The 26566-nt window shown below is 66.8% G+C and carries 24 protein-coding genes; 10 read left to right on the top strand and 14 right to left on the bottom strand.

The features are described from left to right. The first annotated feature begins 15 nt into the window (after nucleotides 1–15). Complete coding sequence (locus KHC24_RS17295) at nucleotides 16–2211, top strand: xanthine dehydrogenase family protein molybdopterin-binding subunit (protein WP_373878591.1); 2196 nt, start codon at nucleotides 16–18, stop codon at nucleotides 2209–2211. A 63-nt stretch (nucleotides 2212–2274) separates the two neighbouring features. Here the strand turns inward: KHC24_RS17295 and KHC24_RS17290 are convergent, their stop codons facing one another. The 10 genes from KHC24_RS17290 to KHC24_RS17245 are packed head-to-tail and all read right to left on the bottom strand — an operon-like array spanning nucleotide 2275 to nucleotide 11591. Continuing rightward, nucleotides 2275–3063: an alpha/beta fold hydrolase gene (locus KHC24_RS17290; RefSeq protein WP_213364563.1), complete on the bottom strand. Its 789-nt coding sequence runs from the start codon at nucleotides 3061–3063 to the stop codon at nucleotides 2275–2277. Nucleotides 3064–3073: 10 nt separating this feature from the next. After that, nucleotides 3074–4123: a proline racemase family protein gene (locus tag KHC24_RS17285; protein ID WP_213364562.1), complete on the bottom strand. Its 1050-nt coding sequence runs from the start codon at nucleotides 4121–4123 to the stop codon at nucleotides 3074–3076. Between the two features lie 10 nt (nucleotides 4124–4133). Then, complete coding sequence (locus tag KHC24_RS17280; protein ID WP_213364561.1) at nucleotides 4134–5042, bottom strand: dihydrodipicolinate synthase family protein; 909 nt, start codon at nucleotides 5040–5042, stop codon at nucleotides 4134–4136. Next, nucleotides 5039–6838: a cobalamin-dependent protein gene (locus KHC24_RS17275; RefSeq protein ID WP_213364560.1), complete on the bottom strand. Its 1800-nt coding sequence runs from the start codon at nucleotides 6836–6838 to the stop codon at nucleotides 5039–5041. Before KHC24_RS17275 ends, KHC24_RS17280 begins: the two co-directional genes overlap by 4 nt. A 12-nt stretch (nucleotides 6839–6850) precedes the next feature. Continuing rightward, nucleotides 6851–7165 (bottom strand): NIPSNAP family protein, encoded by a 315-nt coding sequence (locus tag KHC24_RS17270; protein WP_213364559.1) that lies wholly within the window; start codon nucleotides 7163–7165, stop codon nucleotides 6851–6853. A gap of 8 nt (nucleotides 7166–7173) precedes the next feature. Continuing rightward, nucleotides 7174–8175, bottom strand: a complete 1002-nt coding sequence (locus tag KHC24_RS17265) for a 4-hydroxyproline epimerase (RefSeq protein ID WP_213364558.1) — start codon at nucleotides 8173–8175, stop codon at nucleotides 7174–7176. 18 nt (nucleotides 8176–8193) lie between these two features. Next, the gene (locus KHC24_RS17260) at nucleotides 8194–9420 is read right to left on the bottom strand and encodes an NAD(P)/FAD-dependent oxidoreductase (RefSeq protein ID WP_213364557.1); all 1227 of its coding nucleotides are present in this window, start codon (nucleotides 9418–9420) and stop codon (nucleotides 8194–8196) included. A gap of 14 nt (nucleotides 9421–9434) precedes the next feature. Next, nucleotides 9435–10235, bottom strand: a complete 801-nt coding sequence (locus tag KHC24_RS17255; RefSeq protein WP_213364556.1) for an aspartate dehydrogenase — start codon at nucleotides 10233–10235, stop codon at nucleotides 9435–9437. Between the two features lie 5 nt (nucleotides 10236–10240). After that, nucleotides 10241–10993: an SDR family oxidoreductase gene (locus KHC24_RS17250; protein ID WP_213364555.1), complete on the bottom strand. Its 753-nt coding sequence runs from the start codon at nucleotides 10991–10993 to the stop codon at nucleotides 10241–10243. 55 nt (nucleotides 10994–11048) lie between these two features. Continuing rightward, the gene (locus KHC24_RS17245; protein WP_213364554.1) at nucleotides 11049–11591 is read right to left on the bottom strand and encodes a cupin domain-containing protein; all 543 of its coding nucleotides are present in this window, start codon (nucleotides 11589–11591) and stop codon (nucleotides 11049–11051) included. A gap of 169 nt (nucleotides 11592–11760) precedes the next feature. Between KHC24_RS17245 and KHC24_RS17240 the strand changes: the two genes are divergently transcribed. The 7 genes from KHC24_RS17240 to KHC24_RS17210 all read left to right on the top strand — a co-directional run bounded on the left by KHC24_RS17240 (nucleotide 11761) and on the right by KHC24_RS17210 (nucleotide 18026). Next, on the top strand, nucleotides 11761–12435 hold the full coding sequence (locus tag KHC24_RS17240) for a GntR family transcriptional regulator (protein ID WP_213364553.1): 675 nt from the start codon (nucleotides 11761–11763) through the stop codon (nucleotides 12433–12435). A gap of 76 nt (nucleotides 12436–12511) precedes the next feature. Next, nucleotides 12512–13618 (top strand): branched-chain amino acid ABC transporter substrate-binding protein, encoded by a 1107-nt coding sequence (locus tag KHC24_RS17235; protein WP_213364552.1) that lies wholly within the window; start codon nucleotides 12512–12514, stop codon nucleotides 13616–13618. 145 nt (nucleotides 13619–13763) lie between these two features. Further along, a complete protein-coding gene (locus tag KHC24_RS17230) occupies nucleotides 13764–14705 on the top strand; it encodes a branched-chain amino acid ABC transporter permease (RefSeq protein ID WP_213364551.1) in 942 nt (313 codons plus the stop codon). A gap of 10 nt (nucleotides 14706–14715) precedes the next feature. Next, a complete protein-coding gene (locus tag KHC24_RS17225; RefSeq protein WP_246547097.1) occupies nucleotides 14716–15729 on the top strand; it encodes a branched-chain amino acid ABC transporter permease in 1014 nt (337 codons plus the stop codon). After that, nucleotides 15723–16562 carry an ABC transporter ATP-binding protein gene (locus tag KHC24_RS17220; RefSeq protein ID WP_213364550.1) on the top strand — a complete coding sequence of 280 codons (840 nt, stop codon included), beginning with the start codon at nucleotides 15723–15725 and terminating at the stop codon, nucleotides 16560–16562. The genes KHC24_RS17225 and KHC24_RS17220 overlap by 7 nt, the downstream gene beginning before the upstream one ends. After that, a complete protein-coding gene (locus tag KHC24_RS17215) occupies nucleotides 16534–17214 on the top strand; it encodes an ABC transporter ATP-binding protein (protein WP_271180601.1) in 681 nt (226 codons plus the stop codon). Before KHC24_RS17220 ends, KHC24_RS17215 begins: the two co-directional genes overlap by 29 nt. 41 nt (nucleotides 17215–17255) lie before the next feature. Then, complete coding sequence (locus tag KHC24_RS17210; RefSeq protein WP_213364549.1) at nucleotides 17256–18026, top strand: SDR family NAD(P)-dependent oxidoreductase; 771 nt, start codon at nucleotides 17256–17258, stop codon at nucleotides 18024–18026. A gap of 23 nt (nucleotides 18027–18049) precedes the next feature. On the opposite strand, the gene KHC24_RS17205 is transcribed toward KHC24_RS17210, so the two are convergent. The 4 genes from KHC24_RS17205 to KHC24_RS17190 all read right to left on the bottom strand — a co-directional run bounded on the left by KHC24_RS17205 (nucleotide 18050) and on the right by KHC24_RS17190 (nucleotide 23608). Continuing rightward, on the bottom strand, nucleotides 18050–18709 hold the full coding sequence (locus KHC24_RS17205) for an HAD family hydrolase (protein WP_213364548.1): 660 nt from the start codon (nucleotides 18707–18709) through the stop codon (nucleotides 18050–18052). Nucleotides 18710–18860: 151 nt separating this feature from the next. Further along, nucleotides 18861–19421: a GNAT family N-acetyltransferase gene (locus KHC24_RS17200; RefSeq protein WP_213364547.1), complete on the bottom strand. Its 561-nt coding sequence runs from the start codon at nucleotides 19419–19421 to the stop codon at nucleotides 18861–18863. Between the two features lie 22 nt (nucleotides 19422–19443). Then, on the bottom strand, nucleotides 19444–21801 hold the full coding sequence (locus KHC24_RS17195; protein ID WP_213364546.1) for an Orn/Lys/Arg family decarboxylase: 2358 nt from the start codon (nucleotides 21799–21801) through the stop codon (nucleotides 19444–19446). A gap of 220 nt (nucleotides 21802–22021) precedes the next feature. After that, a complete protein-coding gene (locus KHC24_RS17190; RefSeq protein ID WP_213364545.1) occupies nucleotides 22022–23608 on the bottom strand; it encodes a CYTH and CHAD domain-containing protein in 1587 nt (528 codons plus the stop codon). A 455-nt stretch (nucleotides 23609–24063) separates the two neighbouring features. Here KHC24_RS17190 and KHC24_RS17185 point away from each other — a divergent pair, with 455 nt between their 5' ends. Both KHC24_RS17185 and ilvD read left to right on the top strand, forming a co-directional pair. Continuing rightward, nucleotides 24064–24402, top strand: a complete 339-nt coding sequence (locus KHC24_RS17185) for a carbohydrate porin (protein WP_246547094.1) — start codon at nucleotides 24064–24066, stop codon at nucleotides 24400–24402. Nucleotides 24403–24616: 214 nt separating this feature from the next. Then, complete coding sequence (gene ilvD, locus KHC24_RS17180; RefSeq protein ID WP_213364544.1) at nucleotides 24617–26449, top strand: dihydroxy-acid dehydratase; 1833 nt, start codon at nucleotides 24617–24619, stop codon at nucleotides 26447–26449. Nucleotides 26450–26566 lie beyond the last annotated feature (117 nt).

The following is a 26566-nucleotide window of genomic DNA, read 5'->3' as shown; positions in this document are numbered from 1 at the left end:
GAGGCGTCGATGACGATGCAGCAACGCACCAATTCGCCGAGCCGCACAGGCCGGCTCTCCCGTCGCGGCTTCCTTGCCGGCGCCGGTGCCGCCGCGGGCGCCTTCAGCTTCGGGTTTTCCTTCCCGCTGCCGGTTCGCGCGGTGGCGCAGGCCGCGGTGAAGGAGGTCAATGCCTGGGTGGTGATCCAGCCGGACGACACCGTCATCATCCGCATCGCCCGCGCCGAGATGGGGCAGGGATCGCTGACCGGCCTCGCCCAGCTCGTCGCCGAGGAGCTGGAATGCGACTGGGACAAGGTGCGCTTCGAACTGGTCGAGCCCGGTGAGAACCGGCGGCGCGACCGGGTCTGGCGCGACCAGTCCACCGGCGGCTCCCGCGCGATACGCGGCTCGCAGGAATATGTCCGCATGGGCGGTGCCGCCGCGCGCTCCATGCTGGTGCAGGCCGCTGCGCAGGGCTGGGGCGTCCCGGCCGGACAATGCACCGTGGCGAAGGGCGTCATCACCCATCAGGCGAGCGGCCGCTCGACCACCTATGGCGCGGTCGCCGAGGTCGCTAACGGCATCGCGCCGCCGACCGGCATCACGCTCAAGGACCCGAAGGACTGGACGATTGCCGGGCAGCCGGCCAAGCGGCTCGACACGCTCGACAAGCTGGACGGCTCGCTGGTCTACGGCATGGACATCGCCATGCCGGGCATGCTGGTCGCCATTCCCAAGGCCTGCCCGGTGCATGGCGGCAAGCTGAAGAGCTTCGATGCCGCCGCGGTGTCCGGCATGCGCGGCGTGAAGCATGTGCTGCGCGTTGACGACGAGACGGTGGCGGTGGTGGCGGACACCTTCTGGCGCGCCAAGACCGCGCTCGACGCCCTGCCCATCGAGTGGGACAACGGACCCAATGCCAACGTCTCCAGCGAGACCATCGCCGAGATGCTGCGCGAGGGCCTGAGCGCCGAGACCGAGTATGTCGGCAACCGTGCCGGCGACGCCAAGGGCGCTCTGGCCAGGTCGAGCCGGGTTATCGAGGCGGATTACGGCTTCCCCTATCAGAACCACGCGCCGATGGAGGTCATCAACGCCACGGTGCTCTGGACGCCGGAGCGCTGCGAGATGTGGGGCCCGACGCAGGTGGCCGAGGCGGCGCTGACCGCGCTGGCGACCGCCGCCGGCCTGCCGGTCGAAAATTGCGAGGTGCATGTGAAGCGCATCGGCGGCAGCTTCGGCCGCCGGCTGACGACGGAATATGTGACCATGGCGACGCTCATCGCCAAGCAGGTTCCCGGCACGCCGGTCAAGATGATGTGGACCCGCGAGGAGGACATGGTGCAGGGGCGCTACCACCCCGTCACCCAGTGCCGCCTGCGTGGCTCGCTGGATGCGGATGGCAATCTCGACGCGCTGCACATGCGCATTTCCGGCCAGTCGATCATGGCCTATATGCGCCCGTCCATCATGACCGCCAACGGCGATCCGGTCACCTTCCAGGGGCTGATGCCGGATGGCGCGGAGATGGCGATCGGCTACACCATCCCCAACCTGCTGATCGACCATGCGATGCGCAATCCGCACATCCGGCCGGGCGCCTGGCGCGGCGTCAATCTCAACCAGAACGCCGTCTATCTCGAATGCTTCATCGACGAGATGGCGCAGGCGGCCAATGTCGATCCGCTGGTGTTCCGCCGCAAGCTGATGGCAAACCATCCCAAGCACCTCGCCGTGCTGGAAGCCGCGGCGAAGGGCATTGGCTGGGAAACCACCAAGCCGCCGGAAGGCGTGCATCGCGGCCTCGCCCAGGTGATGGGTTTCGGCAGCTATGTGGCGGCGGCGGCCGAGGTATCGGTGTCGGCAGGCCGGCTCAAGATCCACCGCATCGTCGCGGCGACGGATCCGGGCTATGTGGTGAACCCGCAGCAGGTCGAGGCGCAGATCGCCGGCTCCTTCGTCTACGGACTCTCGGCCATGCTCTATGGCGAGTGCACGGTGAAGGACGGGCGCATCGAGCAGGAGAACTTCGACACCTACAACGTGATGCGGCTGGACGAGATGCCGGTGGTCGAGGTGATCACCGTGCCGTCGGGCGGTTTCTGGGGCGGTGTCGGCGAGCCGACCATCGCCGTGGCGGCGCCGGCGGTGCTCAACGCGGTATTCGCCGCCACCGGCAAGCGGGTGCGGAACCTGCCGCTGAAGAACATCGATCTCGGCACCAGCTGAGAGGCGGGACTTTGCGCCGGACGGGTCGCCACCCGCCCGGCGCGAGGGCCGAAAGCCACCCGCTCAGCGGGTCAGGAAATCATCCACATGCCGCGCGAACAGCTCGGCGCGGGTGCGCGGGTAGAAATGACCGCCATCGAGCGCGACGAGTTCCGCACCCGCAATGGCGCGGGCGATGCGCTCGGACTGTTCGAACAGGATCATCTCGTCGTCGCGGGCGCCGATGACCAGCGTCGGCGCCGCGATGCGGTCGAGATCGGCGGCGCGATCATAGGCCAGCAGCATGCGGATGCGGGCGGCTGCCACCGCCAGCGGCGCCAGTACCTCGCCCGCCCGGCCGATGGCGGCGTCGAGCTCTGCTTCATGCGCGGCGATCCAGTCCGCGTCGTAGCCGAGCACATGGGTGAAGGCCTGGTAGATGGCCGGCTGGTTGGCTTCAAGCAAGGCGAGCCGCGCCGTGAACAGCGCGCGGAACCGCGCATCCGGGCCCGGCCAGCTCCCCGAGACGACGATCCGCCCGACCCGCTCGGCAGCCTCCAGAGCCAGCGTCTGCACCACGGTGCCGCCGGTGGAATGGCCGACCAGATGCGCGGTCGTGCATCCTTCAGCATCCATGATCTCCACGACGTCGCGCGCAATCCGCTCGATCGTGTACGGCCCGTCCTGCCGATCGCTGCGGCCGGCGCCGCGATGATCGGCGAGGATGAGCCGGAACCGGTCCTCCAGCCGCTCGGCGACTGGCTCCCAGAACCGCCCGTCGCCGCCGAGGCCGGGGATGAGCACCACCGGCGCGCCACTGCCGCGCACCTCGTAATGCACGCGGCAGCCATCGGAGGTGGTGAGCAACGGCATTACGCGGTCCTCAGATCGGCTGTTCGCCGGTATAGCCCGGCCAGGTGTCGCCGAGCCGGTAGCCATCCGGGAAGGGATCGGTCGGATCGAGCACATATTGGTGGAAGGCGGTGATCCAGGCGGGGCCGGTGATGGTGGGCAGCACCGCTGGCAGGCCGGCAAGCTCGGTGGTGCCGCGCAGGCGGCCGATGAACTCGGTGCCGATCAGCGAGCGGTGGGTGAAGCGCTCGCCCACCTGCAACTCGCCGCGCGCGTGCAATACCGCCATACGGGCGCAGGTGCCGGTGCCGCAGGGCGAGCGGTCATGCCGGCCGGGCGAGACGATGACGGTGTTCTTCGAGGTCAGTCCATCCGCCGTGCGTTCCAGCGGCCCGGCGAACAGGGTCTGGTTGATGGTGTGGATTTCCGGGTTCTCCGGGTGGATCGCCGGCACCTGTTCGGCCGCAGCTTTCTTGATGCGCTCGCCGACTTCCACCAGTTCGCCGGCCTCCTTCAGGTCGAGCGAATAGCCGAGGCTCGCCGCATCGACGATGGCGTAGATCATGCCGCCATAGGCGACGTCGACCTTGATGGCGCCGAGGCCGGGCACGTCCACCTTGGCATCGAGCGCGAAGACGAAGCCGGGTACGTTGTCGAAGGTCACGTTCACGCATTTGCCGTCGCGGCACTCGGCGGAGACCTTCACCAGCCCGGCCGGTGCCTCCATGATCAGCTCGGTGACCGGCTCCTGCATCGGGATCATGCCGGTCTCCAGCAGCACGGTGACGGTGCAGATGGTGTTGGTGCCGGACATCGGCACGTAGTAGTCCGACTCGATGATGACGAAGCCGGCATCGGCTTCCGGCCGCGTCGGCGGCAGCACCAGGTTGACGCATTGCGAGACACGCCCGCGCGGCTCGTTCAGCAGGAACTTGCGCAACTCGTCACGATGCGTCTGCACATATTGCATCTTCTCGAACATGGTCTTGCCGGGCACGTCGAGGACGCCCCCGGTGATGACTTCGTTGAGTTCGCCGGCCGCATGGGCGCCGACCACGGTGATCATTCGGCTGAAGCGCATCGGAGCCCCCTCACGCTGCGCTGCGCTGCGCGGCGGCAAGCGCCGTCACGGTCGCTTCGAGGATGCCGAGCACCCGCTGGCGCTCGGCGCCGATCAGCGGCAGGCGCGGCGCGCGCACCCATTCCGGCGCACCATAGACCACCTTCTCGGCGAGCTTGATGTACTGCACCAGCTTCACGTCGGTATCGAGATGGAAGGCCGGGGTGAGGATGCGGTAGAGCGTACGGGCCTCGTCGAACTTGCCGGCCTTGCACAGGTTGAACAACTCCACGCATTCCGCCGGCCAGGCATTGGTCATGCCCGAGACCCAGCCGGTGACGCCGAGCGCGGCGCTTTCCAGCAGCAGGTCGTCGACGCCGCAGAACACCGAGAAGCGGTCGCCGCATTCGTTGTAGAGGTCGGTGACGCGGCGGATGTCGCCGGTCTCCTCTTTGATGCAGACGATGTTCTTCACATCGACCAGCTCGTTGAGAATGGCCGGGGTGACGTCGACGCCATAGGCGATCGGGTTGTTGTAGATCATGATCGGCAGGCCGCAGCCGGTGCCGAGCGTGCGATACCACGCTGCCGTCTCGCGCGGGTCGCTCTTATAGGCAATGGAGGGGAACGCCATCAGCCCCTCGGCGCCGAGCTTCTCATAGTGCCGGGCGGAGGCGAGCGCGTCGGCCATGCCGACATGGGCGAGGCCGGACAGCAGCGGCACCCGGCCGGCGACGACCTCCTTGGCGGCGAGGATGACGGATTCACGTTCGGCGGCGGTCAGCGAGGCGTTCTCGCCCAGCATCGGCAGCACGATGACGCCCGACACGCCGCTCTTGATCAGCCGATCGAGACTGGACTGGGTGGCGGCGAGATCGACGCTCTCGTCCTCGCGCAGCTTGGTGGTGACGGCGGGAAAAACTCCGGTCCAGCGGGTCATAGCGTGTCCTTTGGCGTTTCCTGGGGCATAGGGGAGGCGTCGGCGAGTTCGGCGAGGAGGCGGGTGAGGTCATCAGGCGTGTCACAGGGGATGACACCGAGCCGGCTAATGTCCTTGCGGACATCGACCGGCAGGCCAGAATTGGAATCGTCCGGCACCTGGTTGAGCCGGCCGCCGATGCACACCGGCAGATCGGCGCCGGCGCGGGCGAGCGCGTCCTTGACCTCGCGCGCATAGCGCAGCGCGACGCCGTTATAGGTGCTGATGGCGATCATATCGGCCCTCGACGCCAGCGCCGTGGCGACCAGGTCGTCGGCATCGACGGAGGTGCCGCCATCGACGACGGTGACGCCGAGTTGATCCAGGGTGCGGGCGATGAGGTTCTTGCCGTGCTCGTGCACGTCGCTCGACGCCACGCAGGCCGTCAGGCGCCAGCCGGAAATGCGGGCGGCGGCGTTGGGTGGCACGCGCGCCGCCCAGGCACGGGCGTCGTGCTCGAGTTCCTCCACCCATTCGGCCAGCGCCACCGAGCGGCGTCCGCTCCAGGCGGAGGCATCCGGTTCGCCGGCGCCGAACGCCGCTTCCAGCCGCTTGGGGCCGATGCGGCGCAAAGCGAGCATCATCTGCGCCGCATCGCTGGTATCGATGCCGGCCTCGGCCAGTCCGGCAAGGGTGCGTGCGGCGAACAGGCGGCCGCCTTCAACGAGTTGGTCTGCGAGCGCATCCACTGGGGTGAGGTCGATCAGACCGGCGGAAGCGCCGGCGTGCTCGGCGAGGCGATGGGCGAAGAGCTGCGCGTCGATGATCTCGTCGATGTCGGGAATGCGCTCGTTCTCGGTGACCGGCACCGGATTGATCGCGTGCCCGGAATGGGTGCGTGTCAGCGCCCAGATGTCGGCCTGCAGATAGCTGGCGAGGCTGGCATAGTTGCCGGCGGGCGTGGATTTGTAGCTCACCGTGTTGCCGAAGATCATGGTGCCCGGCGTGTCAGTGACCTTCGCCAATGCGGCATGGAAAGCCATGCGCACCAGCGGCGCGGTGAAATGGTGGCCGAAGCAGTGCGAGAGGCGGGCGCCGATCAGCGTCTCGACGATGTGCTTCTCCACCAGCACCATGCCGAGCGCCGAGCTCATGTCGGAAAACAGCCCGGCAAAGCCGTCGTCGAGGTTCGAATGCACCAACACCTCCACCGGCTGCGCGGCGATGAGGCCGAGCGCGGTCACGGTGGCATGGGTGGTGGCGACGTCGTCATCCCAGTCCGGCAGGCGGAAGGTGAAATACTGCCCGAGATTGCCGATGGCGGTGGCGCCGGCCGCCAGCGCACCCTTGGTGTTTTCCAGCGCGCCGGGCAGGCCGAGCATGAAGTCGCCGAAATGCGCGGCGGCCGGCGCGGCATTGGTGATGCGGGCGAAGCTCTCCGCATCGTCCAGCACAATGCCGGTGCCGCGCCGGCTGCCCTTGCGCAGCTCGGGCGGATAGCCCATCGACATGTCCAAGGTGATGCCGAAGCGGTCGACCCGCGCGCCCTGGCGCGCCGCGGCCTCGTGCACCTGCGCGATAGCCGCGACGGTGCGCTCCACGCTGCGAAAGCCGATATGGGCGTGCTGCATGATGCACCCGGCCTTCGCTTGCCGGCGCTTGTACTCTGCCTCGCTCGCTACGTTCTGCGCGTCGAGAAAAGCGTTGCGGCCCACCGTCCAGTCCCGCGCCAGCGCCCGGCCCTCGGCGACGAGTTCGCGGCCCGGCCGGAGCGTCGGCGGGATCAACTGGTCGCGGGGAGGAAGGGGGGCGGTCACGGGCTGGCTCCGTCAGCGCATCGGCGAGAGCGCGGTCGGCGCCAGGATGCGCGTCTGCTGGCTCTGGATCATGCCCTTGATGGCGGCGAGGTAATCCTGCCACGGCTCATGGGCGAGCATCTTTGCTCGGCGGGCCTCGCGGTCGGCCATGCTCTCGTAGCGCCACAGGGCGATGACATGGTTGAGTTCGCCGATCTCGGTGACGAAATGGCCGATGAATTCGCCGAGAAAATGCTTCTGGATATCGAGGCCCAGCGTCTCATAGGTCTTCAGGAAGTCGCCCATGCGGCCCGGCACGATGTGGTAGTCGCGTTCCTCGAGGATCATGGCTCGCCTCACGCCAGCTGGAAGCCGAAGGCGAGCGGGTCGCGCTCGTCGACGGTGATGGTGTTGTGGCCATAGACCCGCGCCCAGCCGCCGATGCTCGGGAGGATGGCGGGCCGGCCGGCGAGTTCAGTGGCGCTCTCCACCCGACCGTGGAACAGCGTGCCGATGATGCTCTCATGCACGAAATCGTCGCCGACCTTGAGCAAGCCCTTGGCCACCCGCTGCGCCATGCGGGCGGAGGTGCCGGTGCCGCAGGGCGAGCGGTCGATGCCCTTGGCGCCGTAGAACACGGCGTTGCGGGCATGCGCCTCCGGGTGCTTGGGTCCATCCGCCCACATCACATGGCTGACGCCATTGATGCGCGGGTCTTCGGGATGCACCGGCGCGACCGCTTCCTGTACCGCCGCACGAACGATGGGGCTCCATTTGAGGATGTCCTCGGCCTTCATGCCGTCGAGGCCGGCCCAGTTGGCCTGCGGTTCGACGATGGCGTAGTAGTTGCCGCCATAGGAGACGTCGACGGTCAGTGCGCCGAAGCCGGGAATGTCGACCGTGACGTCCTCGGCATGCAGGTAGCTCGGGATGTTGAACAGCCGCACCTGGTCGACGAAGCGGCCGTTGCGGGTGTATTCGACCTCGACCTTGCCGGCCGGCACTTCCAGCGACAGCTTGCCTTCGACGCGCGGCACCACGAAGCCCTGTTCCAGCGCCACGGTAACGGTGCCGATGGTGCCATGCCCGCACATGGGCAGGCAGCCGGACACCTCGATGAACAGCACGCCCAGTTCGCAATCCTCGCGCGAGGGCGGGTAGAGGATGGAGCCGGACATCACGTCATGGCCGCGCGGCTCGAACATCAGCGCCTTTCGCACCCAGTCATGCTGCGCCAGGAAGATCTGCCGCTTCTCGGCCATGCTGACATTGGGCAGCAGCGGCGCGCCGCCGGCGACCACGCGCACCGGATTGCCGCAGGTGTGGGCGTCGACACAGAGGAAGGTGTGCGGGTTCATGGCGAGGCTCGGCGTTCTCTAGCTGAAGCGTTGAATGGCGAACGGGGTGACGTCGACGGAGGTTTGGCGGCCGGCGACCAGTTCGGCGATCAGCCGTCCGGTGGTCGGGCCGAAGGTGAGGCCGGTATGGCCGTGCCCGAAGGCGTAGAAGACATCGTCGCGCCGGGGCGAGCGGCCGATGACGGGCAGCGAATCCGCCGTGGTCGGGCGGTGGCCCATCCAGCGGGTGCCGCCTTGCGTGTTCAGCCCCGGCAGGAAGCGGCGGCCAAGTTCGGCCAGCGCGTCCGAGCGGGCATAGTTCGGTGCGGCGTCCAGTCCGGCGAATTCCGCCGCACCGCCGATGCGCAGCCCGCTCTCGATGGGGGTGGCGACGAAGGCGCGCTCGGCGAAGATCACCTCGCGGGAGAGCGACACGCCGGGCGAGGGCAGGGTGGTGTTGTAGCCGCGCTCGCTCTCGATCAGTGCGCGGTCGCCGATCTGCCGGGCGAGCCGGCCGGACCAGGCACCGGCGGCAACCACCAGCCGCTCGAAGGGCAGGTGGCGACCGTCTTTGGTCACGACCTCCTGCCCGGAGATGCCGGCCACCTCGCCCTTGATCATCGCGACGCCGCGCGCTTCGAGGGCGAGGCGCAACCGGTCGACGATGCGCTTCGGATCGGACACATGCGACCATTGCGGCGTCATGATCGCGTGGCGGATGCTCGCGGCCAGCGCCGGCTCAAGTTCACGGGCCTCCTCGCCGGTCAGTTCCTCGCAGACGAGGCCGTGGCGACGACGAAGCTGATGGAAGCGCAGATCGGCGTCGAGGCCCGCGCGTGTCTCATAGACCCACAGCGCGCCGACCTTATGAAGGTCGCCCATCAGGTCGAGCTCGGCCAGCAGCGGTAGCATGTCGTCATAGGTGCGGGCCGACAGAGTGGCAAGGGAGGCGGTTATCGCCTCCACCCGCTCCCAGCGCCCTTCCTTGAGGAAGCGCAGCAGCCATGGCACCAGCCTGGGAAAATGCGTCAGGCGCAACGACAGAGGCCCGAGCGGATCGAACAGCCAGCCCGGCACCTTGCGGGCCAGCCCCGGCACCGAGGCCGGAATGATCTCGGTGACACCGATGCCGGCGGCATTGCCGAAGGAGCACTTGTCGCCCGGCGGATCGCGGTCGAGCACCGTGACCTCATGTCCGTCCGCGTGCAGCGCTCGCGCGCAGGAGAGCCCGACGATTCCGGCACCGATGACGAGAATGCGCGACATGCCGGACGATGTCCTTAAATCACGAGTGAAGCGAAGTGGCGTCGCACCGCGTGGGCCAGGCTCAGTGCGGTGAGAAGGGATGTCTTGGGATTGTCGGGCGCCGGCCGGTTGGCGAAGCGCATCAGCGCGCTGCCGGCCGGGCTCTCCACCGCGATCTCATGGGTGTTGCCGGTCACGGCGGGATCGGCGATGACGCGCACATCGGCAAGGGCCGGGCCGACGGCGAGCGCAACGGTGAGCCCGGCATTCAGATTGCGAGGGTAGCGCCGCGCGGCCGCGCCGGCGCTGCCCTCGAACAGCACGACTTCCGAGGCGAGCGCCTCCGGGTCGTGGCCAAGCGTCCGCAGTTCCTCGCTCCAGGCCGCAGGCGGCTTGCGAGAGGTGTAGCGCACCTGCGCATCCGGCAGGCCGGCGACGGCGGTGAGATAGTCGAGCCCGCCGACGGCGCCGGCCGGCACGATCAGCCGGGCCCCGCTGGTTTCGGCGGCGAGGACGAGGCGGTGCAGCAGGCCGTCATCGGCCAGCGCGCCGGTGGAGGTGATGACGAGGCTGATGCCGGCCTCGAGCAGCGCCGGGGCGTAGGCCTCGACGGCGCCCTGTCCGGCCGCCTCGACGACCAGGGCAGGGCGGGCGGCAATCAGCGCGTCCAATGTATCGAGAGCACGGATTTCCTGCGGCAGCGCGGCGCCGCCGCGCCGCAGCACGGCCAGGCGATAGCAGGAATCCTTGCCGAGCTCGGCCGCCAGCGCGCGGCCGATGGCGCCGAAGCCGATCAGGGCCACCTGGTGCGGAGAAATCCGGCGCGCCGGGTTCATTGACCTCACCAGGCCGACATGCCGCCATCGACGGTGAACATCGCACCGGTGGCGAAGGAGGCCTCGTCGGAGGCGAGCCAGAGGATGGCGCTGGCGATCTCCACCGGCTGGGCCCAGCGGTTGATCGGCGAGCGGGCCTTGAGCTTGGCCTTGAAGGTGTCCGGATCGGGATGGTTGGCGACCATCTTTTCGAAATAGCTCGACCAGGTGACGCCCGGCGCGACGCAGTTCACCCGGATCTTCTGCTCGGCATGATCGAGCGCCATCGCCTTGGTCAGCGCGGCGACGCCACCCTTGGAGGCGACATAGGCGGCGCGGTCGAAGATGCCGACGGTGGCGACGTTGGAGGCGGTGTTGACGATGGTGCCGCCGCCCTGCGCCGCCATCACCGGAATGGCGTGCTTGCAGCACAGGAAGACACCCTTGAGATTGACCGCCATCAACGCATCCCAGTCGGCTTCCTCGGTATTTACAACCGTGCCCGGAATGCCGTAGCCGGCATTGTTGGCGAGGATGTCGAGCCGGCCGAAGCGCTCCACGGCGGTATCGACCATCCGCTTGACCTCGTCGCTGCGGCTGACATCCACCGCCATGGCGACGGCGTTGGGGCCCAGACGTTCGGCGACCTGCGCGGCGCCTTCGCCGTTGCGGTCCGCCAGCAGGACACGGGCACCTTCCCGCACGAATAGCTCGGCCGCCGCCTCACCGATCCCGGCGGCGGAGCCGGTGATGATGGCGACTTTGTCTTTGAGACGCATGGAATCCTCGACAGTCAGGAATGGGTCGGCCGCAGTGCCGAACGGTTGGGCCGGCTCAGGGCCGGCGCTGGTCGGTCGGCTGGGCGGCGAAGACGGTGTCACGCTCGATCTGCAGAACGTTTTCCGGGCGCGGGAACGGCGCGGGGGCGGGTTCGCCGTCCTGGCGAGGGCGGCCGATGAGGCGGAAGAAGTCCTCCAGCCCGTTCGGTACGATGAGCCAGGTCCAGATGATGTCGCCGGTGCCCTCGTTGATGAACATGTGCCGGCGGTTGCGGCCGATGAAGAAGGCCGAGCCCGGCTGCATCGGATGGTCGACGCCATCGATCACGGCACGGCCCTTGCCACTGACGACGAAGATGACTTCCTCGTTCCGGTCATGGGCATGCTCGCGTACATAACCGCCCGGCGGCACGGTCTGTGTCCCGAAGCCGATGGGAAACTCCATGGGCACCACTTCCGGGGCGAAGATCACATCGATATGGCCATTGGCCGGCACCGGCTGCCAATAGCTGATCGCCTCGCCCGGCTGCTTCGCCAGCACGTGGCCGGCATAGGTGGTGGTTCCGGTCTGGGAGGTTCCGCCCGCTTGTTCCGACATGTGTCTGCTCCACTCTCTCAGCAGAGAGGATTGAATACAATATTCAGGATAGGCTCGAAAAATCGGAATGAAAGTCTAAAAAATAGGCATTTATGGAACATTTATGCCTGATAAACGTGCTTGTTGATCTATGACAATTGAATATCGTATTCAATATGGAGCGAATGGAATGATCGCGAAAGTCGGCCGCCAGTCGTTGACGGATCAGATCGTCACCGAGCTGCGGCATCAGATCATCACCGGTCTGCTGGCTGAGGGCGCCCCGTTGCGCCAGGAAAAGCTGGCCGCCGAGCTGGGGGTTTCCCGCGTCCCGCTGCGCGAGGCGATCCGCCAGCTGGAGGCCGAGGGCCTCGTCGTGTCGGAACTGCACAAGGGGACGGTGGTGTCCTCCTTGTCGCTGGAGGAGATCGAGGAGCTGTTCGAGATCCGCCTGCGCATGGAGACCTGGCTGTTCGAAGCCGCCATTCCGTGCATGACGGAGGAAGATTTCGTCCTGGCCGAAACCGTCACCGACGAAGCCATGGCGAGCGGCAGCGTGGAGAACTGGGGCGAGCTCAACTGGCGCTTCCATGAAGCGCTCTATCGCCCGAGCGGTTATCTGATCGCGCTCAAGCTGCTGCGGACCGTGCACGACAACGCCAACCGCTACGTGAACCTGCAGATCGCGGTGGCGGAGGATGTGGAGCGCGAGCTCGCCGACCATCGCGCGCTCATCGCCTTCGCCCGGCTCGGCGACATCCGGCGAGGGGGCGACACGCTGCGGGCGCACATACAGCGCGTCTCGCGCAACCTCATCGCGTCGCTGGCCGAAGGGCGGATGGGCAAGGCGCGCAACATCGCTTGAAGAGCAGGTTGCCGGCGCGTGTTGGCACCCTGCGCAGAAACGGTCCGAAAACGGGCCCAGAGAGAAGGGAACTGACATGCGTTTGAAGAGCATACTCTGCGCTGCCGTTGCCATGGCCGCGCTGACCGGGGCGGCCCGGGCCGACATCCTGATCGGCACGGCGGGGCCGACCACCAATGCCGAGGCGCTGTTCGGCACCACCTGGCAGAACGGCATGGAGCTGGCCGTGCGCCAGGCCAACGCGGCCGGCGGCGTCCAGGGGCAAAAGCTCGTCCTCGTTCGCGACGATGACGGCGGCGATCCCAAGCAGGGCACGCTGATCGCCCAGAAGCACTGCGACAATGCCGGCATGCTGGCCGTCGTCGCCAACTTCAACAGCGGCGTGACCATCCCCTCGTCCGACATCTACAATCGCTGCGGCATGCCGCAGGTGACCAACGCCTCCAACCCGAAGGTCACCAAGGCCGGCTACAAGAACCTGTTCCGTCCGATCGCCAACGACCTGTCGCAGGGCGCGGCGCCGGCCGAATACGCGCTGACCAAGCTTGGCGCCAAGAAGGCCGCCATCGTCCACGACAAGCAGGCCTTCGGCCAGGGCGTCGCCGAGGTGTTCCGCACCAACTTCACCAAGGGCGGCGGTACCGTCACCTCCTTCTCCGGCATCGCCCAGACCGACGTCGATTTCTCGGCGCTGCTCTCCACCATCCGCGCCGAGCAGCCGGACGTGGTCTATTTCGGCGGCGTCATGCCGGCGGTTGGCCTGTTCGTGAAGCAGGCGCGCGAGCTCGGCATCAAGGCGACCTTCTTCGCCGCCGACAGTGCCTTCTCCCCGGACTTCATCGCCGGCGCCGGCCCGGCCTCGGAGGGCGCGGTGGTGTCCTTCCAGGCGCCTCCCTATGATTCCTCGCCGGCGCTGAAGAAGTTCGCGGCCGACTACAAGGCGGCTTTCGGTGAAGAGCCCGGTCCCTATTCGGCCTATGGCTTTGTCGAGGCGAGCATCATCATCGAGGCGATGAAGAAGGCTCCCGCGCCGCTGACCCGCGCCGGCATCGTCTCCGAGATCGCCAAGAGCGACTTCGACGGCATCGTCGGCCACGTCTCCTTCACCCCGGAAGGCGAGCTTCAGAAGCCGTTCCTGTTCCTCTACGGCGTCAAGGACGGCAAGTTCGACCTCGTCAAGTAAGGCGGAGCCTTCCGCTTCCCAGTGATTGCTTCACCGACGGCCCCCTCCGTCGTGAAGCCCCTTGGTCCGGCGCGGTGCATGCACTGCAAGCCCGCGCCGGACTTCTTTCCGCCCGTCACCGAATGCAACGGACCGAAAGGCTGCCATGGGCGCCCTCATTCTCCAGCAGACGATCAACGCCCTGACCGTCGGGTCGATCTATGCGCTCATCGCGCTCGGCTACACCATGGTCTACGGGGTGCTGCGCCTGATCAACTTCGCCCATAGCGAGCTGTTCACCGCGGGCGCCTTCATCGGCCTCGCGCTTGCCGGCGCGCTCGGCGTTGCCGGCCATCCGACCGGCGGACTGCTCGTCGGCTTCATCACCTTCGTGATCATCGGGCTCGCCGGCGTCAGCGTCGAGATCGTCGCCTACCGGCCGCTGCGCGGTACCTCGCGCCTGGCGCCGATGCTGTCGGCGCTCGGCATGGCGGTGGTGATCCAGAACGCGGTGATGCTGATCGGTGGCCGCCGGCCGCTGATCTACCCGTCCTTCCTGCCCAGCGGCGTCATCGACGTGTTCGGCGCCATCATCACCTACAAGCAGATCACCATCTTCCTCGTCGCCGTGATCCTGATGGTCGCGCTGGAGCTGTTCGTCAATCGCACCAATCTCGGCGTGCGTATTCGCGCCGTGGCGGAAAATGCCGAGACCGCCTCGCTGGTCGGCATCAACCCGAACATGGCGATTTCGCTGATCTTCTTTATCGGGCCCGGCCTCGGCGCCGTCGCCGGCATCCTCTATTCCTCGTTCTACGGCGTCGCCACCTTCACCATGGGCTTCGTCATCGGCATGAAGGCGTTCACCGCCGCCATTCTCGGCGGTATCGGCTCGATCCCCGGCGCGGTGCTCGGCGGCTTCCTGCTCGGCTTCATCGAGACCTTCGCCACCGCATGGATGCCGGTGCTGACCGGCGGCCTCATCGGTACGGAATATCGCGACATCTTTGCCTTCTCCGTCCTCGTCCTGATCCTGCTGTTCCGCCCTGCCGGCTTGCTCGGTGAGCACGTCAGCGAAGAAACCATAGTGTACAAGAGTGACTTCTGAAGCACCGCCGATGGAAAACCCCGCCCGCCGCGCATCGACGCCTCCGGTCGCCGCGACACGCAAGCTCTGGCCGGGCGCGCTGGCGATGCTGGCCGTGCCCGTCCTCCTCCTCATCGTCGGGCCGCATCTGCCGGCCTATCCGCTGCGCATCCTCGACATGATCCTGCTCTACGCCATTCTCGGCCTGGGGCTGAACATCATCGTCGGCTATGCCGGCCTGCTCGATCTCGGCTACGTCGCCTTCTACGCCATCGGCGCCTATTCCTGGGCGCTGCTGGCCTCCGGCCAGTTCGACATCCATCTGCCCTTCGCGCTGGTGCTGCTGACCGGGGCGAGCCTCGCCGGGTTCGCCGGCATCCTGCTCGGCATTCCGGTGCTGCGGCTGCGCGGCGACTATCTCGCCATCGTCACGCTGGGCTTTGGTGAGATCATCCGGGTATTGATGAACAATCTCGACGGCGTCACCAATGGCCCGCAGGGCATTGCGCGCATCGACGAGGCGCATCTGTTCGGCTGGACGCTGAGCACGCCGGACGACTTCCTCTATCTTCTGGTCGGCATGCTGGTGGTGGTGTTCCTGTTCGTCTGGCGCATCCAGGCGAGCGCCCTTGGCACCGCGCTGTCCGCCGTGCGCGAGGACCAGGACGCGGCGCGCGGCTGCGGCATCAACACCACCCGCGTGAAGCTGGTCGCCTTCGCCTTCAGCGCCTTCATCGGCGGCGCCTGCGGCGTGGTGTTCGCCGCCATGCAGCGCTTCGTCTCGCCGGAGAGCTTCACCTTCTGGGAGTCGCTGGTCATCGTGCTGGTGATCGTGGTCGGCGGCCTCGGCAATCCGTTCGGGGCCCTGCTTGGCGCCACCCTGCTGATCCTGCTGCCGGAACTGCTGCGCGCCTATGCCGACTACCGGCTGCTGTTCTACGGGATGGCGCTGGTGATCATCATCCTCGCCCGCCCGCGCGGCCTCATCGCCCGGCAGTTCGGCCCAAGCTGGCTGATGCGCCGGCTGGGAGGCGGCAAATGCTGAAATTCGACCATGTCACCAAGCAGTTCGGCGAGCTGGCGGCGATCGACGACGTCACCTTCGAGGTGAAGCCGGGCATCATCACCGCGGTGATCGGGCCGAACGGCGCCGGCAAGTCGACCCTGGTCAACATGGCGGCCGGCTCCTACGGCGTCACGTCGGGGCGCATCCTAGTCGGCGACACCGAGCTGCAGAAGCTGCCGAAATACCGCATCGCCCATGCCGGCCTCTCGCGCACCTACCAGAACATCCGCCTGTTCGACGGCATGAGCGTGGTGAAAAACCTCGAAGTGGCGCTGGTGCCGCCGCGGGTCGGCAGCCTGATCGCCAACACTTTCGGGTTGAGCGGCCGTGCAGCGGCCGAAGAGCGCCGCGCGCGGTGCCACGCGGTGCTGGAGCGGCTGGGACTTGCCGCCTATGCCGAGCGGCAGGCCGGCAGCCTCGCCTATGGCCAGCAGAAACTGGTCGAGCTCGCCCGTGCCATCGTCGCCGAACCGCGCGTGCTGCTGCTCGACGAGCCGGCCGCCGGGCTCAACCATGGCGAAACCGAACAGCTCAAGCAGCACATACTGGCGCTGCGCGCGCCCGACCTCGCCATGGTGCTGATCGAGCACGACATGAAGCTCATCATGTCGATCTCCGACACCATCGTGGTGATGAATCGCGGCCGGGTGCTGGCGCAGGGCACCGCCAGCGAGATCCGGACCAACACCGAAGTGCAGGAGGCGTATCTTGGCCAGCCAGGAGCCATCAAGGATATCGAAGCCGCTGCTCGCGGTCGACGCAATCGAGTCCGGATACGGGAGGGTGAAGGTCTTACATGGCATCAGCCTTGAGGTGCTGCCCGGCGAAGTCGTCTGCATCATCGGTCCCAACGGCGCCGGCAAGACCACGCTGCTGCGCACCATCAGCGGGCTGAACCGGGCGACGCGGGGCTCGATCCGTTTCAAGGGCGAGGAGGTCGCCGGCCTCAAGCCGTACCAGATGGTGCGACGCGGCCTCGGCCACTGCCCGGAAGGCCGGCGGGTGTTCCAGCTCTCCATCGAGGAGAACCTGATCACCGGCTATGTTCCCGGACGTGGCAAGAGCTTCGCCGAGCTGCGGGATCAGGTCTACGCGCTGTTCCCCATCCTCGGTGAGCGGCGCCACCAGTCCGCCGGCCGGCTCTCGGGCGGCCAGCAGCAGATGGTGGCGATCGGCCGGGCGCTGATGGGCAGCCCCGAACTGCTGCTGCTCGACGAGCCTTCGCTGGGGCTGGCGCCGATCATCATCCACCAGATCTTCGAGATCGTGCTGAAGCTCGCCGAGAGCGGGGTGTCGATCATCCTCGTCGAACAGAACATCGACCTGTCCTTCGAAGTCGCCGACTTCGTCTACGCACTGGAACACGGCTCGCTGCAATGCTCGGGCCCCGCCGCGAAGATGGCGGCCGATCCGCGCATCAAGGACATCTACCTGCCCGGCCTCGACGGCCAGGACTCACACTAGGTCGCGCCCGCCGGGCCGCACGCACTGAGCCGGAGAAAGCCATGTACCATCTCGATGGACGCGTCGCCCTTGTCACCGGCGGCGCGGTCGGCATCGGCCGCCGCGTCGCCACGCGCCTCGCCGAGGAAGGTTGCGACGTCGCCATTCTCGACCTCGACGCCGCCGGCGCCGAGGAGACCGCCGAGGCCGTCCGCGCGCTCGGGCGTCGGACGCTGGCGCTCGCCGTCGACGTCGCCAGCCATGAGGCGGTGGAGGCGGCGGCCGCGCGGATCCGGGCCGAGTTCGGGCCGATCGACATCGCGGTGAACAACGCCGCGATCACCGCCGTCGGCAAGGTGGTCGACATCGATGCCGCCGCCTGGAGGCAGGTGTTCAGCATCAATACCGATAGCGTGTTCCATGTGGCGAAGGCCGTGCTGCCGGACATGATCGCGCGGCGCGCCGGGCGCATCGTCAACATCGCCTCCTGGTTCGGCAAGATCGGCAAGCCGAACTATGCCGCCTATTCCGCGTCCAAGGCGGCGGTGATCGCGTTCACCCAGTCGCTGGCGGCGGAGGTGGCGCCGCTCGGCGTCAACGTCAATGCCGTGTGTCCCGGCTCCATCGTCGGCACGCGGATGCGCGACGACGCCGACCGCATGTCGCGCGAACAGGGCCTGCCCACGGCCAAGGAACGCGAGCACATGATCCCCATCGGCCGCGTCGGCGTGCCCGACGACATCGCCCGCGTGGTCGCCTTCCTCGCCTCCGACGAATCCGCCTACATGACCGGGCAGGCGATCAACGTCACCGGCGGATTGTGGATGAACTGAGGCGTCATCCCTTGCTGTCGCGGCTACTCCGCGACGAGATCGAGAAAGCCGGACAGGTCGGGGCGGCGCGGCAGGTCGGCCGGAAAGAAATCCGGCGCGCCCTCCGCGACGATGGCGAGGAAGGGAATGCCGAGTTCGAGCGCGGCATCGAACTCCGTGCGGGAATCGCCCACCGCCAGCACCGCGTCCTGTGGATAGCCGCCCTCGCTCAGGATACGGCGGAACTCCGCCAGTTTGGGCTTGGGCGAGCCGGCGACCGAAGCGAACAGCCCGCAAAGTTGCCGGCGCGCCAGAACCGCCTTCAGTTCGACCTCCGGCATGCCGGACACCAGATGCAGCGGCAGACGTCCGTGCAATGTCGCGAGCGCCTGCTCCGCGCCGGGAATGAACGGTGCATCGAGGAGGGCGGTGTCGGCGAGCTGGGCAAAACGTCGGCACAGCGCATCGAGTGAGTCCGGATCGCCCGGCCGGTCGAAGATGGCGCGCTCGAAATAGGCGAACTTCTCGCGGCGGCCGATCCCGCCATGCCGCTCCTGATAGGCCACGACCTCGGCGATCTTCTCCGCGTGCTCTCCCGCGTAACAGTCAGCGAAGGCTTGCGTCTTCAAGCCAGCGGAATCGAGGATGACGCCGTCGAAATCGAAGATGATCGCCTGCAGGCGGGTGCCGGCATCGGGAAACAAGAGCCATTCTCCCTCTGGAAGATAATGAGCGTCATCGGCAGGCTCGCCGTTGCGCTGAGATGCCTTGCCCCCTGCTCGACGCCGCGAATCCGGTGTTGCCACACACTACCCCACCCGGTTCGCCGCCTTCCAGCTGGCGTGCCAACCCTTTTCAGCGGGTGGAGAGCGGCGGTGGTGGCGGTGAGGCGGTGGAGCCGGGGCCGAGCGAGCGCTGCACCATCACGCTGTCCGCCCAGCGGCCATAGCGATAGGCGACGCCCGGCAGCAGCCCGACCCGGACGAAGTCGAACCGCGCGTGCAAGTTCAGCGACGCGGTGTTGTCCGCGTCGATATAGCCGATCATCTGCCGGAAACCGGCGGCCGCGCAGGCGTCGATCAGCCCACGCATGAGCAGGCTGCCAATGCCCTGGCCGATATGCTGGTGATGGACATAGATCGAGTGCTTCACGGTGTAGCGATAGGCCGGGCGCTTGCGGAACAGCACCACATAGGCATAGCCCACCACCTCGCCCTCCCGCGTCGCGACGATATGGGGAAAGCGGCGGCTTTTCAGATTCTTGCGCCGCTCGCGCAGGTCGTCCGGCTGCGGCGTGTCGCTGTCGTCCACGCCGTCCTCCACACCGCGATGGATGTGGCGGCGATAAATCGCCAGCATGGCATCGACATCCGCATCCCGGGTCGGGCGGATTAGAACCACTTGCTCCTGCTTCATCGGCGAACTGATACTCCCCGGCCTATTCGGCGACCACATAGGTGTGCAGCCGGACACGTCCGGCGGCGTCGGTCTCGCGGTAGACGCCCTGGATCTCGACGTCGAAGCCGGGAAACGTATTGAAGCAGGCCTCGAACATCTTGAGGTAGTCGATCATCGGCTGCGCGCGCTCGGTCAATCGCTCGCCCGGCACGATGGTGGCGATGCCCGGCGGATAAACCACGAACGGTGTGGTCGCAATGCGGCCGGCGATGGCATCGATGGGCAGGTAATCCACATCGTTGCGAACCAGCCGCCGCGCCGCCTCGTGCGGCGACAGGGCGATCTGCGGCAGGTGCGCGGCCGAGAACTGCATCGCCTGGAGCGCGCTGACATTGGCGGCGCGGAAGAAGCGGTGCATCTCTCCGCACAGGTCGCGCAGCCGCACACCGGCATAGCGCACCGGCCGGCGACGGAAGAATTCCGGGATCGCCTCCTCGAGCAGCGCATTGTCGTCGTGCAGCTTCTTGAAGGCGACCAATCCGGAGATCAGCGTGCCGGCCTTGCTGGCCTCGACCCCGGGGGTGAGCAGGAACAGCAGGGAGTTGAGGTCGTTCTTCTCGGCGACGATGCGGTTCTCGCGCAGATATTGCGCAACCACCGGCGCCGGGATGCCGTGCTCGGCATAGGCGCCGGTGACGGGGTCGAAGCCGGGAGTCAGCAAGGTGAGCTTGTTGGGGTCGGTCATGGCGAAGCCCGGCTCCATGCCGGCAAAGCCATGCCATGCCGCGCCGGGGGAGAGATGCCAGAAGGCCGGGTTGGTGGCGAGTTGGTCGGTGGAGATGCTCTCCCACGCCACGTCATGCACGGCATCCGGGCGCGACACGTCGGGGATCGCCACCCGGTCGGGCACGAACGGCTCGAAGAACCAGCGCCGCTCGGCGCGCTGCTCCTTCTCCTCGAATTCCCGGCGCACGGCGCGGATCTTCTTCCGCAGCTCGATGCCGAGGCGGATCGTGTCGTCCCACAGCACCACGCCCGAGCGGCCTTTCATCATCTGCGCGCCGACGTCGAGCGAGGCGAACAGGGGATAGAAGGGCGAGGTGGAGGCGTGCTGCATGAAGCTCTCATTGAAGCGCCGGTGCTCCACCCGCCGCTTCTGGCCGCTGATGTGGCGGTCCTTCATGTGGATCTGCGAGGCCTGAGAAAAACTCGCGAGCTGCTTGTGGGTGGACTGGGTGGCGATGATGCCCGGCGCCTCGGGGCCGAGCTCGGCGAGCCCCATGGCGAAGCGCCCGGCATAGAGCGGGTGAAACTTCATGAAGCCGGCCCAGGCTTCGTCGAACAGGATGTAGTCGCACAAATGGCCGATCCGCTTGAGGATCATCTCGGCACTGTGGATCGTGCCGTCATAGGTGCACTGTTCCACCACCGCGACGCGGAACGGGCGCGGCTTCTGCCACAGCTCGGGGTCCTTCACCAGCGGATGGGTGCGGATCTGCTCGCGCAGATGCGCTTCGTCCAGCGCCTCGAACGCCATCGGGCCGATCAATCCCCAGGCGTTGCGGACGGTCGGGACATAGACCGGGATGCCGCCGGAGATCATCAGCGCGCCGTGATGGGCGGCCTTGTGATTGTTGCGGTCGAACAGCACCAGGTCGCCATCGGTGACGAGGGCGGCGAGGGCCACCTTGTTGGAGGTGGAGGTACCGTTGAGGACGAAATAGGTCTTCTCGGCGCCGAAGATCTTCGCCGCCTCCTTCTGCGCCGCCAGTGCCGGACCCTCATGGGTCAGCAGGTCGCCCAGATCCAGCACCGAATTGTCGAGGTCGTCGCGGAAAACCGCCTCGCCCAGATGCTCCATGAACACCCGGCCGATGGGGCTGCGGGAATAGAACACGCCGCCATTGTGCCCGGGGCAGGTCCAGAGCTGGTTGCCCTCCTCGGCATAATCGACCAGCGCACCGAAAAACGGCGTCTTCAGCGTCTCGGCATATTGCTTCAGCCGGCTGATGAGGTTCTTGGCGATGAAGGCAGGCGTTTCCTCGGAGAGGAAGACGTAGCCGTCGATGAAATCCAGCACCTCGACCGGCACATCTTCGAAGCGCTTGCGGCGGATGAGCAGGATGATGGGAAAGTCCAGCCCCCGCCGGCGCATCAGGTTGATGAGGGAGGCGGTCTTGCCCTCCAGGCCTTTCTTGCCCCAGTCCACCATCATGCAGCCGATGGCGGCATCGGTCTGCACGGCGATCTCGGCGTCTTCCAGATTGCGCGCGCGCACCACCTCGAAGCCGGAGCGCTCGATCTCCGCGACGATCTGGTGGTAGCGGGCGCCCTCCAGATCCTCCGGGTCAAAGGCGGGCGTTGCGAACAGGAAGTTGAAACGCTTGAAATAATCCATTCGGGCACCCGCACTTGGTCCACGTCGTCCCGAGGTGTCCACTCACCCCATGACAAGATCGTGACGAATTGCTGGCGCCGCTTCATCGCATCCGAGGGAGGGACGGCCGGTGGCCAGAGCGAGGCCCAGCATCGCTCAGAAGCAGGGCCGAGGGCTATCGTCTCGTCACCCGTCACCCGTCAACAATCACCGGGGCCCGCGCCGGTCGTACCGTACGCGGTCAGTGCCAGAACGGCTCGGCGTCGACGAATTGCTGCCAGGTTTGCCTGAGTGCCCTGGCTGTCTCGATGTTGTCGCGTCCCTGCCATCCGGTGATCGCCCCGATGGCTCTGTGCACCTGAGGGCTCGACGTGCTTGCCTCGACCTCGCGCAGCAGCGATTGCGTCGTCGTGGCATCGTTATCGGCCCCGAGAATGTTTTGCAGTCTGGATAGCTTCTTCAGGTATTTTCGTACGGCGTCGTCATCTTGGTAGAGCGGCAGGAAGAACTCCGCAGCATAGCGGAGCTTCTTCAATGTCAGGCGCAACTCGTGGCGGGCGACTGCCTCGAGCCGGCGGAAGTGATGGCCCTGTTTCAGCGCCTTGCGGTTGAGCCGCGTCAGCGCGCGGTCGGCAAACTCCCGCGCGGGCTGGGTCAGCACCGCCAGAGCCTCGATGCCGATATCGTTGCGCCAGCTCCGGCGCTCGATCACCCGGCCGAGGGACAAAAGGAAGCGGGTGCATTCGAGATCGATGAGATCGGCGCGCGCGGCCTCGTAGCCGCGCTCACGGAACGGCCCGCTCGCGGATTTTATGTCGGTGAAATCGATTCCCGGGAGCTGCCTGCTCTCGATTTCGGCGACGGTCGTGGTCAGGAAGACGTCCCAGTTGCGGGCGGGTCCCAGCCCGCTCGCCAGTCTTCTGGCATCGAAAACCAGCGCCTGCAGCGAGGAGGCCGGGATTTCCCGTCCAAAGAGCGAGATCGCCGTCCGCAGCCGCCGCAGGGCGACCCGCAATTGATGAACGCCTTCCGGATCCTGTCCGTGCTGCGCGGCCATGAGATTGGCCATCACGTGCCGCTGGCAGGCCATCAATGTCTTGGCGATGACCTCGTCGGTGGTATCGGTCGGCTCGATGCCGGAAGAGAAGCCCTTCTGGGCTGCGGGCGGCGTGCCGAAGGCCAGCGCATACCCGCGCTCCCCCTTGCTCTGGGTGCCGATGCGGAGGGGGCCTTGCTCCAGCAGCGACAAGGCGAGGTCATAGAGGGCGCCGACCTCGCCGGATTTCAGTTCCAGTTCGATTTCGCAGACCGCGTCGGTCCGCTCTCCGGCGATGAGCATGCCTTCATCGAAGGCGACCTCGATCACGGCGCCGCCAAATGTCACCGTCCGCGTGTGGCGGCGGATCTTGGTGGTGAATATCGCGATGAGATCGGCACTCTGCAGCGTCTCGAACGGTGGCCCGAGATCGGCCGTCGGCAGAACGTCGATCTGAGGCGCCATGTCCGGCACTGGCGCTTCCAGCTCCTGCCGCTGCAGCGGGTTCGCCGGCGTCGCCAGCTTCAATGTCTGGATGTGTTGCTTGCCGCTCCGCCGGACGCGAAGCGAAGCTCCCAGGCCGGCGATCTCGGCAGCGGACGTGTCGTAATAGGTCGCCTCCAACCGTCTTACCACGCCCTTGGAGGTGGTGCTCCGCGAAATGACGGGGGCGTCGACGAGCCGGGCAAGCGTGCTTGAATCTGTCAGCAGCTTCAGTTCGATCTCGCGATCATCCGGCGCTTGCGCGCTGGCGGTCACGCTTTGCTGCGTGGTGGCGCTGCCTTCCGGCATTCGGCGTTCCTCTTCGTTCCCGGCTTCTGGCCGGTATCCGTGCCGCGAAGAGACCGGCTCCCAGCAGGCGTAAAAGGCATCGATAGCGACTGTAACTGTCACATAAAAGTAATAATACCCGCTCGCGGAGGATGCCGAGGCACGTGCTGGCAACGGCCAGATGCGGCCGGACGGCTCCGGCGTCGCCGTCAACAGCATCGCCCGGAGCTTATCAGGGCGTGCTTCTTCGCCTGGCGGTCACGCTCAAGCAAAGTTGCCGTATCGATGGGGTCGGCGCCTGATCTTGCCCGGCATTATCGACGTTCCGGGTCGCCCTTGGCCATGCGCTCGACCGACAGCACGGCAAGCGTCGCTCCGGCCACCACGAGGCCGGGCCCGGGGACGAGGCTCCGTCCCGGCGTCTTTCAAGCCGCGGTGGAGTGATGCGTCGGCGGATCTCCACCCGATAGCAGCGCATGGATCGCGAACGGCAACGGGATGTCGCCCGATGGGTCGAGATCGAATGGGAGTGTCCAACCTACTCACCGTCAGCTCCATCTCCATCGCGAGGCAAGCTTGGCGAGTTCTGGTTTCAGCAGAGTCTGTTCGACGACATGTTGGCCGTGAAGGTGGGGCGGATCCTGGCCGACCAGAAATTCGTGATCCGCAACACGGCGGCGCTGTTCGTGAACTCGACGTTCGGCTTCCCCGGCAGCTTCGCCGCCGATCTGCCAAATGGCGGTCTTGCCCACCCTAACGCCGTGTCGGGCGCTCAGATCATCCTGCCGCAGGCGGACCGCAACGAGATCAACTGATATGTCGATCTGGTCCTGACCTACACCGGCCTTCTGCCCGACCCCGACCGGCCCCATCGAGAACGCCACCGTGGTCGGCCTGCGCATGGCGGTAGCTCTCTGAGGCATTGACGTTGTCTCGGGGATGTTATCGGTCGATCGCCTGACCTGTTTGCCAAGTTGCGCCATATCCGGCTAAAGCGCATAAGCGCGGCAAACAGTCTGGAGGAGTTCCATGCCGGCCTATCGCTCTCGCACCACCACCCATGGCCGCAACATGGCCGGTGCGCGCGGCCTCTGGCGCGCCACCGGCATGAAGGACGATGATTTCGGTAAGCCGATCATCGCGGTGGTCAATTCGTTTACCCAGTTCGTGCCGGGCCATGTCCATCTGAAGGATCTCGGCCAGCTCGTGGCGCGCGAGATCGAGGCGGCCGGTGGCGTCGCCAAGGAATTCAATACCATCGCGGTCGATGACGGCATCGCCATGGGCCATGACGGCATGCTCTATTCGCTGCCGTCGCGCGAGCTCATTGCCGACAGCGTGGAGTATATGGTCAACGCGCATTGCGCCGATGCCATGGTCTGCATCTCCAATTGCGACAAGATCACTCCCGGCATGCTGATGGCCTCGCTGCGCCTCAACATCCCGACGGTCTTCGTCTCCGGCGGCCCGATGGAGGCTGGCAAGGTGGTGCTGGGCGGCAAGACCAAGGCGCTCGATCTTGTCGACGCGATGGTTGCCGCCGCCGACGATCGCATCTCGGAAGAAGACGTGAAGGCGATCGAGCGATCCGCCTGTCCGACCTGCGGCTCCTGTTCGGGCATGTTCACCGCCAATTCGATGAACTGCCTCACCGAGGCGCTCGGCCTTTCCCTGCCCGGTAACGGCTCGACGCTGGCGACCCATGCCGACCGCAAGCGGCTCTTTGTCGAGGCCGGCCATCTCATCGTCGATCTTGCCCGCCGCTATTACGAGGACGAGGATGCCGGCGTGCTTCCGCGCGCCGTCGCGACCTTCGCCGCCTTCGAAAACGCCATGACGCTCGACATCGCCATGGGCGGCTCCACCAACACGGTGCTGCATCTGCTCGCCGCCGCCCATGAGGGCGAGGTGCCCTTCACCATGGCCGACATCGACCGGCTGTCGCGCCGCGTGCCGGTGCTTTGCAAGGTCGCGCCGGCTGTCGGCGACGTGCACATGGAAGACGTGCACCATGCCGGCGGCATCATGGGCATTCTCGGCGAGCTCGACCGCGCGGGGCTGCTCGATACCTCGGTCGGCTCGGTCCACGCACCGAGCCTCAAGGCTGCGCTCGACCGTTGGGACGTCAAGCGGACGTCCAGCGGGGCGGTGCACGAGTTCTATCGCGCCGGACCGGGCGGCATCCCGACGCAAGTCGCCTTCAGCCAGTCCGCCCGCTACGACGACGTCGACACCGACCGCGACACCGGCGTGATCCGCAATGCCGAGCACGCCTTCTCCAAGGATGGCGGCCTGGCCGTGCTCTACGGCAACCTCGCCGAAGACGGCTGCATCGTGAAGACGGCGGGCGTCGACGAGTCGATCCTGAAGTTCACCGGCACCGCCAGGGTGTTCGAGAGCCAGGACGACGCGGTCTCCGCCATTCTCGGCAACCGGGTCAAGCCGGGGCAGATCGTGCTCATCCGCTATGAAGGGCCACGCGGTGGGCCGGGCATGCAGGAGATGCTCTACCCGACCAGCTACCTGAAATCGAAGGGGCTCGGGAAGCTCTGCGCGCTCGTCACCGATGGGCGTTTTTCCGGTGGCTCCTCGGGTCTGTCCATCGGCCATGTCTCGCCGGAAGCGGCTGAGGGCGGCACCATCGGTCTGGTGCGCGAGGGCGACACCATCGAGATCGACATCCCCAACCGTCGCATCCATCTGGCGGTCGACGACGCCGAGCTCGCCGCCCGCCGCGAGGAGCAGGAGGCGAAGGGCTGGAAGCCGGTCGAACCGCGCAAGCGTAACGTGACGACGGCGCTCAAGGCCTATGCCGCGCTCGCCACCAGCGCCGCCAAGGGCGCGGTGCGGCAGCTGCCGTGACCCACACCGGGCGGGGACAGTTCCCCGCCCGGTGCTTGGCTTGGCAGCATATCAATGGTGGCCTGGCGGCTTCCGCTCGGGGCGATCGGCCTGTCGCCGTTACACGTGTCTCGGATC

The sequence above is a fragment of the Ancylobacter defluvii genome (assembly GCF_018390605.1).
Classification (GTDB): Bacteria; Pseudomonadota; Alphaproteobacteria; order Rhizobiales; family Xanthobacteraceae; genus Ancylobacter; species Ancylobacter defluvii.
This window is presented reverse-complemented; position numbering and strand designations above follow the sequence as displayed.

What these genes read in the sequence shown, in the direction of transcription:
- KHC24_RS17295 (WP_373878591.1), top strand. Translation starts at nt 16, where the DNA reads ATGCAGCAACGCACCAATTCGCCGAGCCGCACAGGCCGGCTCTCCCGT.
- KHC24_RS17290 (WP_213364563.1), bottom strand. Translation starts at nt 3,063, where the DNA reads ATGCCGTTGCTCACCACCTCCGATGGCTGCCGCGTGCATTACGAGGTG.
- KHC24_RS17285 (WP_213364562.1), bottom strand. Translation starts at nt 4,123, where the DNA reads ATGCGCTTCAGCCGAATGATCACCGTGGTCGGCGCCCATGCGGCCGGC.
- KHC24_RS17280 (WP_213364561.1), bottom strand. Translation starts at nt 5,042, where the DNA reads ATGACCCGCTGGACCGGAGTTTTTCCCGCCGTCACCACCAAGCTGCGC.
- KHC24_RS17270 (WP_213364559.1), bottom strand. Translation starts at nt 7,165, where the DNA reads ATGATCCTCGAGGAACGCGACTACCACATCGTGCCGGGCCGCATGGGC.
- KHC24_RS17265 (WP_213364558.1), bottom strand. Translation starts at nt 8,175, where the DNA reads ATGAACCCGCACACCTTCCTCTGTGTCGACGCCCACACCTGCGGCAAT.
- KHC24_RS17260 (WP_213364557.1), bottom strand. Translation starts at nt 9,420, where the DNA reads ATGTCGCGCATTCTCGTCATCGGTGCCGGAATCGTCGGGCTCTCCTGC.
- KHC24_RS17255 (WP_213364556.1), bottom strand. Translation starts at nt 10,235, where the DNA reads ATGAACCCGGCGCGCCGGATTTCTCCGCACCAGGTGGCCCTGATCGGC.
- KHC24_RS17250 (WP_213364555.1), bottom strand. Translation starts at nt 10,993, where the DNA reads ATGCGTCTCAAAGACAAAGTCGCCATCATCACCGGCTCCGCCGCCGGG.
- KHC24_RS17245 (WP_213364554.1), bottom strand. Translation starts at nt 11,591, where the DNA reads ATGTCGGAACAAGCGGGCGGAACCTCCCAGACCGGAACCACCACCTAT.
- KHC24_RS17240 (WP_213364553.1), top strand. Translation starts at nt 11,761, where the DNA reads ATGATCGCGAAAGTCGGCCGCCAGTCGTTGACGGATCAGATCGTCACC.
- KHC24_RS17235 (WP_213364552.1), top strand. Translation starts at nt 12,512, where the DNA reads ATGCGTTTGAAGAGCATACTCTGCGCTGCCGTTGCCATGGCCGCGCTG.
- KHC24_RS17230 (WP_213364551.1), top strand. Translation starts at nt 13,764, where the DNA reads ATGGGCGCCCTCATTCTCCAGCAGACGATCAACGCCCTGACCGTCGGG.
- KHC24_RS17225 (WP_246547097.1), top strand. Translation starts at nt 14,716, where the DNA reads ATGGAAAACCCCGCCCGCCGCGCATCGACGCCTCCGGTCGCCGCGACA.
- KHC24_RS17220 (WP_213364550.1), top strand. Translation starts at nt 15,723, where the DNA reads ATGCTGAAATTCGACCATGTCACCAAGCAGTTCGGCGAGCTGGCGGCG.
- KHC24_RS17210 (WP_213364549.1), top strand. Translation starts at nt 17,256, where the DNA reads ATGTACCATCTCGATGGACGCGTCGCCCTTGTCACCGGCGGCGCGGTC.
- KHC24_RS17200 (WP_213364547.1), bottom strand. Translation starts at nt 19,421, where the DNA reads ATGAAGCAGGAGCAAGTGGTTCTAATCCGCCCGACCCGGGATGCGGAT.
- KHC24_RS17195 (WP_213364546.1), bottom strand. Translation starts at nt 21,801, where the DNA reads ATGGATTATTTCAAGCGTTTCAACTTCCTGTTCGCAACGCCCGCCTTT.
- KHC24_RS17190 (WP_213364545.1), bottom strand. Translation starts at nt 23,608, where the DNA reads ATGCCGGAAGGCAGCGCCACCACGCAGCAAAGCGTGACCGCCAGCGCG.
- KHC24_RS17185 (WP_246547094.1), top strand. Translation starts at nt 24,064, where the DNA reads ATGGATCGCGAACGGCAACGGGATGTCGCCCGATGGGTCGAGATCGAA.
- ilvD (WP_213364544.1), top strand. Translation starts at nt 24,617, where the DNA reads ATGCCGGCCTATCGCTCTCGCACCACCACCCATGGCCGCAACATGGCC.